Consider the following 5,415-nt stretch of genomic DNA (forward strand, 5'->3'; position numbering starts at 1 on the left):
CCCTTGATATCGACCAAATTGCTTCCCCCTCCTTCCCGTACTTCTGATAGTACATTGGCTTTCCAACGACATGCAAGGCCCTTTTGTCCAAGGGTATGGCGATTTTCTTGATTTCGTCCTCGATGCCAATTTCCGCCATGGCCTTCCATCCCCTATCGCTCATCGCCAGATTAATGGAACGCCCTGAAAAAACAATGGTACGTATATCGGGCCTGCGATCAAAGACATCTACCTTATGACCTAGCCTTCTTAGATAAATAGCCAATAAGGAACCTACCAAACCCGATCCTACAATAGCAATCTCCTTTGGTGTTTGTTTCATAAAAATTAGGGAAAAATAAGGGTTAGTCGGTAAATTTAATAAAATAAACTTTCCCTCCAATATTGGGTACTCCGGTAAACCGCTCAGGTCTATTTTTAAAAATCAAGATTTTTGGCCCTTATAAACATCCAAATGGGTCTTTTTTACCGTATATATAGTACATTCCGCTTCGGCGTCCATATATATCATCAAAAAAGTCCTTCACAACACGATTGCGAAGGACTTTTTCATCTATCAAGACGATAGACCTATTTCAAAATACCATCCACGATACCGTATGCGATGGACTCCTCGGCATTCATCCAAAAATCCCGATCAAAATCCCGAAGCACCTTTTCATAGTCCTGCCCACAATTTTCAGCCAGGATCCTGGCACTCAATTCCTTGGTTTTAATGATTTCCTTGGCCTGAATCTCTATATTCGATGCCTGGCCTCTGGCTCCCCCACTAGGTTGATGTATCATCACCTGGGCATGAGGCTGTATAAAGCGCCTTCCCTTTTTACCTACCGAAAGTAAAATAGACCCCATAGAGGCTGCTAGACCGGTACAAATGGTGGATACGGGACTTTTTAAGGCCTTTATCGTATCGTACATGGCAAAACCTGAGGTAACATACCCTCCAGGGCTATTGATGAACAGTTGGATCTCCTTATTATTCTGCATATCCAAATACAACAAACGATCGATGACGTGCTTGGCAGAATCATCATCGACCATACCCCAAAGAAAAACCTTGCGTTCCTCCAATAACTTTTCATCTATTGCTTCCTGTACTTTTCCCTTTTTCGAACTCATCTTATTTTATTTAAGAACCCAAAACTAAGCATTTTATTAAAAATATATAGAAAATTGATTCATCGAATTGCAATAATCCCGCATCAGATCAACTCACGTACACGACGCTTTCTCAACAGCGGCCCTAACTTTGTCCAAACCATGGTCATTGCCCCCTTTACCCAAGGATTGCCCGTTGCTGAAATGTAAATGGAATTGTTTTTGACCCGTATTCCTTTATTGGATTGATTCCATTATATTTGAATAAACCACAATACAATGAAAAATAGCAAACTACTCTTGTTGGTCTTGGTCATAATGGGTTGTAAAATGGAAAAAAAGCCAGAACAACCCCTCGTAGCTACGGAACCTACAATTCTGGAAAATATAGCGAATGCGCATGGCATTCAACAATGGAAAAACATAAGGGAACTTCAATTCACTTTTAATGTGGACAGGGATACCTCACATTTCGAACGAACGTGGATTTGGAAGCCCAAAACCAATGATATCATGGCCATATCCAAATCGGATACACTTTCCTATACTTGGTCAAAAATGGATAGTGTTGCCTATAAAACCAATGGTGGTTTTATCAATGATAAGTATTGGTTATTGGCCCCGTTCAATCTAATATGGGACAAAGACAACTTCACACAGACCTTTAAGGAACAGGAAATAGCACCTATTAGTAAAAAGGCAATGGATAAACTAACCATTGTTTATAGTTCGGATGGCGGATATACCCCGGGGGATGCCTATGATTTTTATTTTGGCGATGATTATATTCTAAAGGAATGGGCATATAGAAAAGGAAACCAACCGGAAGCCTCTTTGGTTACTACGTGGGAGGATTACGTGGAAATAGATGGACTGAAAATCGCAAAAATGCATAAAAACAATGAGGGGTTTCAATTGTATTTTACCAATATTGAGGTGAAGTCCAATTGAGCCCAAACTCAAGAATTCACCCGTTTTCTATTGAGAACCGAGGTGGCTATCAAAATCAATAACCCACAACAAAGTAAAATAATAAAACAGCTTACCAACGACCATCTCTTGGCAACGAATCCCAGAATGGGCGGGGCGACCAAGAATCCGCTATACCCTAAACCGGCAATAAAGGATACTCCTTGTGACGAATCGATCCCTTTGACATTACCGCCAATCCGGAATAATTCGGGCACCATGACCGAAAAACCCAATCCGCTTAAAGCAAATCCGGTAATGGCCAAATACGTCGTTGTAGAAAGCACCAAGCCGTAACCGGCAATGGCAATCATCGCTCCCAAAGCGACCATCTTTACAGAACCGATGCGCGTACTTATGGCATCTCCCAAAAAACGTCCCAGGGTCATGGTAATTTGAAAACCCAAAAAACCGGCGCCCCACAATGCTTCGGGGGCCATGCTTATTTCCCTCAAATAAAGGCCACTCCAATCTATGATCGCCCCTTCACTGCCCATGGCGATAAAAGAAACGATCCCCAAGAGCAGCAACGGTTTGAAAAGCTTAATACTAAATGGTTCCTTTTCAACAGGTGCCGCCTTAACATGGTAATACCGCCTGAAGAAAACCGCATGCACAACGAGTACTAAAATTACGGCTATAAGCATATGTACGGGTGGGTTGCCGATAGCGATGATCAAAAAACTGCCCAATCCGGCCAAAACGCCCCCTAAACTGAAAAAGCCATGGGCTGCAGACATAATCTTCTGATTATCCTCCTTCTCAATCTCCGTCACTAGAGTGTTCATAGCAATATCCGTAAGGCCATTGAAAGCCCCAAACAAAAATAGCGATGCCATAAGTGTATAGTAACTGGGCGCCAATAAGGGTAGAAGGGCAATTAAACTACTGCAGAGAATACCAATGGAAGTCGCTTTACCAACGCCCACTTTGTTTATGATCTTGGCGGCAATGGGGAAAATGGTAAATACACCAAGGGATAGAAAAAAGATGGCAATACCCAAATCGGCCTTATCAATTCCCAATTTGTCTTTGACCGAAGGTATATAAATCACCCAGGTTCCAAATAGGATATTGAGGCTGGCAAACACCCATGCAGGTCCGAAATATCTTGGATTGGACAGAATCAATCGAAGTGAATTCATCGCTCGTAGAAATTTAGCGGCAAAACTAAAGAAAATAGCCTTGGAGGCCTAATCCATTTGAGTCAAAATACCCGCCTTTAATAGCTGCCCAAATCGAAACATATCCTCATACGAACAATAAAATGGCGCGGGGGCCAATCGAATGACATTGGGTTCCCGCCAATCCGCGATCACCCCGTGATTCATTAGATAATCAAATAAAGGTCTCCCCTGCCCATGCAGAAAAACGGAAAGCTGGCACCCTCGTTCCTTTGGGGTAATGATTTCGAAGGTTCCATCGACTTCTTTGGCAATTTCATTGAGGATAAACTCCAGGTACGCTACTATTCTATCTCTTTTTTGGATCAGGGCGTCCATGCCCACCGCCTCAAATAGTTGCAAGGAGGCCAAATAGGGCGCCAATGCCAATACAGGCGGATTACTGATCTGCCAGGCATCGGCAGTAGCCATGGGTTCAAAAACGGGTTTCATCAAAAAACGGGTTTCCTTTTTCGTTCCCCACCATCCCTCGAAGCGTGGCATATCATCCTGACCCAAATGCTTTTGGTGTATAAAGACGCCTGAGGCATTTCCCGGACCACTGTTCATATACTTATAACTGCACCACGCGGCAAAATCAACATCCCAATCATGCAACTTCAGGGCAATATTGCCAGCGGCATGGGCCAAGTCCCATCCCACCGTGGCCCCGACAGACCTACCCGCTTGGGTAATGGTTTCCATGTCAAAAACCTGCCCGTTGTAGTAGTTGACCCCGCCAATAAACACCAAAGCGAGTTCGTCTCCCAATTCCCTTATTTTGGCAAGGACATCCTCCGTACGCCAAAAGTGCTCCCCTTTTCTTTTCTTCACCTCAACGAGGGCATCTTTGGGATCTAACCCATGGAAGCGTACTTGGCTTTGCAACAGGTATTGATCACTGGGAAAAGCCTTTTCCTCACATAAGATCTTATAGCGCGTCGTTGTAGGCCGATAAAAGGATACCATCAATAGATGAAGGTTTACGCTCAAGGTATTCATTACGGTTACCTCCTCTTCAAGGGCTCCCATGATCTTTCCCAATGGGGCCGCCAAACGCTCATGATAGTCCCACCAAGGTTTATGGGCATGAAAATGACCCTCAACCCCCAAGGTTTTCCAGTCGTTCATGACCTCATCAATATAGGTTTGGGTAATTTTAGGTTGTAATCCTAGGGAATTTCCGGTAAAATAGATGACCGGCTTTCCCTCAAACTGGGGAAAATGGAATTCCGCTCTAAAGTCATGAAGTTTATCCTCCGCATCCAACTGTTGTGCAAAGGCAAGTGAATTCTGAAATTGCATCGTATTCTTTTCTCCAAAAGTACAATTTCAGTTTCAATAAAAATTACGTTGGGGGCGTACTTATCTCAATCGCATGGTTATGATATGCCGCTCGAACCCTGCTTTTTCATAGGCCCTGATCGCACTTAGATTATCGTTATAGACGGTCAACCGAATTTCGCTTAATCCCTTGGCCGTAGCCCATTGCTTCAATCTTTCGATAATTTTTACGTTCACCCCTTTTCCCCGATATTCGGGCAAGGTGTACATAAAACCCAAATACGCATAGGAGGTATGGTATAAATAATGTCGCGCGGGTTTGATCCGGCCATATCCCGAGGCTATGATCTTGTTGTCTGTTTCGGCAACGACCACAATGGCATCTTGGTCACGTATCAATTCCCCTAAATCATAATAGGTAATCGGGTCGGCATCAAGAGTAACATCAAAGGGTCTTTCGGCCTTGATGACCCCTTGCTCGAACGTACGTAATACCTTGATGTCGTCGAGGGTGGCAGTTCTAATATGAATGGCATCCATGGGCAATTCCTTTGGCAATTGAACCTATTGAAATCTCAAGGTAGCACATAATTCCATATTTTTACAGAAAAATAGCCATGCACTTTTTGTCTTCTTTATTGGAAGATTACATTCAAGACCATTCGGAAAACGAGCCCGCATTGCTACAGGCGCTCTCCGACGAAACGCATCGAAAGGTACTGCAACCAAGAATGATAACGGGTCATTTTCAGGGAAGGGTCTTGAGCCTCCTATCCAAGATCATTCAACCGACCAACATCCTCGAAATAGGGACCTATACGGGCTATTCGGCCTTATGTCTCGCCGAAGGAATGCGTGAAGAAGGACAGTTGCATACCATAGACATCAACGAAGAGCTTTC

At 43.7% G+C, this 5,415-nt stretch carries 7 protein-coding genes; 2 read left to right on the forward strand and 5 right to left on the reverse strand.

The annotated features are described in order from the left end of the window. A partial coding sequence (locus tag WBM98_RS04440; protein ID WP_424364822.1) for an FAD-dependent oxidoreductase occupies positions 1-322 on the reverse strand: 322 nt, incomplete at its 3' end. A gap of 248 nt (positions 323-570) precedes the next feature. After that, positions 571-1,119: a ClpP family protease gene (locus tag WBM98_RS04445; RefSeq protein WP_424364823.1), complete on the reverse strand. Its 549-nt coding sequence runs from the start codon at positions 1,117-1,119 to the stop codon at positions 571-573. A 258-nt stretch (positions 1,120-1,377) separates the two neighbouring features. Between WBM98_RS04445 and WBM98_RS04450 the strand changes: the two genes are divergently transcribed. Continuing rightward, on the forward strand, positions 1,378-2,049 hold the full coding sequence (locus WBM98_RS04450; RefSeq protein WP_424364824.1) for a hypothetical protein: 672 nt from the start codon (positions 1,378-1,380) through the stop codon (positions 2,047-2,049). Between the two features lie 8 nt (positions 2,050-2,057). Here WBM98_RS04450 and WBM98_RS04455 read toward each other — a convergent pair whose 3' ends face one another. The 3 genes from WBM98_RS04455 to WBM98_RS04465 are packed head-to-tail and all read right to left on the reverse strand — an operon-like array spanning position 2,058 to position 5,072. Continuing rightward, the gene (locus WBM98_RS04455; RefSeq protein WP_424364825.1) at positions 2,058-3,212 is read right to left on the reverse strand and encodes an MFS transporter; all 1,155 of its coding nucleotides are present in this window, start codon (positions 3,210-3,212) and stop codon (positions 2,058-2,060) included. Between the two features lie 48 nt (positions 3,213-3,260). Beyond that, positions 3,261-4,535: a kynureninase gene (gene kynU / locus WBM98_RS04460; RefSeq protein WP_424364826.1), complete on the reverse strand. Its 1,275-nt coding sequence runs from the start codon at positions 4,533-4,535 to the stop codon at positions 3,261-3,263. A 60-nt stretch (positions 4,536-4,595) separates the two neighbouring features. Next, complete coding sequence (locus WBM98_RS04465; protein WP_424364827.1) at positions 4,596-5,072, reverse strand: GNAT family N-acetyltransferase; 477 nt, start codon at positions 5,070-5,072, stop codon at positions 4,596-4,598. A 59-nt stretch (positions 5,073-5,131) separates the two neighbouring features. Between WBM98_RS04465 and WBM98_RS04470 the strand changes: the two genes are divergently transcribed. Then, positions 5,132-5,415, forward strand: a 284-nt coding sequence (locus WBM98_RS04470) for an O-methyltransferase (RefSeq protein WP_424364828.1), incomplete at its 3' end; no start/stop codon positions are given.

The sequence above is a fragment of the Maribacter sp. genome (genome assembly GCF_049667165.1).
Taxonomy (GTDB): domain Bacteria; phylum Bacteroidota; class Bacteroidia; order Flavobacteriales; family Flavobacteriaceae; genus Maribacter_A.

Excerpts from the sequence above, each read along its gene's own strand:
- WBM98_RS04455 (WP_424364825.1), bottom strand. The coding sequence starts at position 3,212 with ATGAATTCACTTCGATTGATTCTGTCCAATCCAAGATATTTCGGACCT.
- WBM98_RS04445 (WP_424364823.1), bottom strand. The coding sequence starts at position 1,119 with ATGAGTTCGAAAAAGGGAAAAGTACAGGAAGCAATAGATGAAAAGTTA.
- kynU (WP_424364826.1), bottom strand. The coding sequence starts at position 4,535 with ATGCAATTTCAGAATTCACTTGCCTTTGCACAACAGTTGGATGCGGAG.
- WBM98_RS04450 (WP_424364824.1), top strand. The coding sequence starts at position 1,378 with ATGAAAAATAGCAAACTACTCTTGTTGGTCTTGGTCATAATGGGTTGT.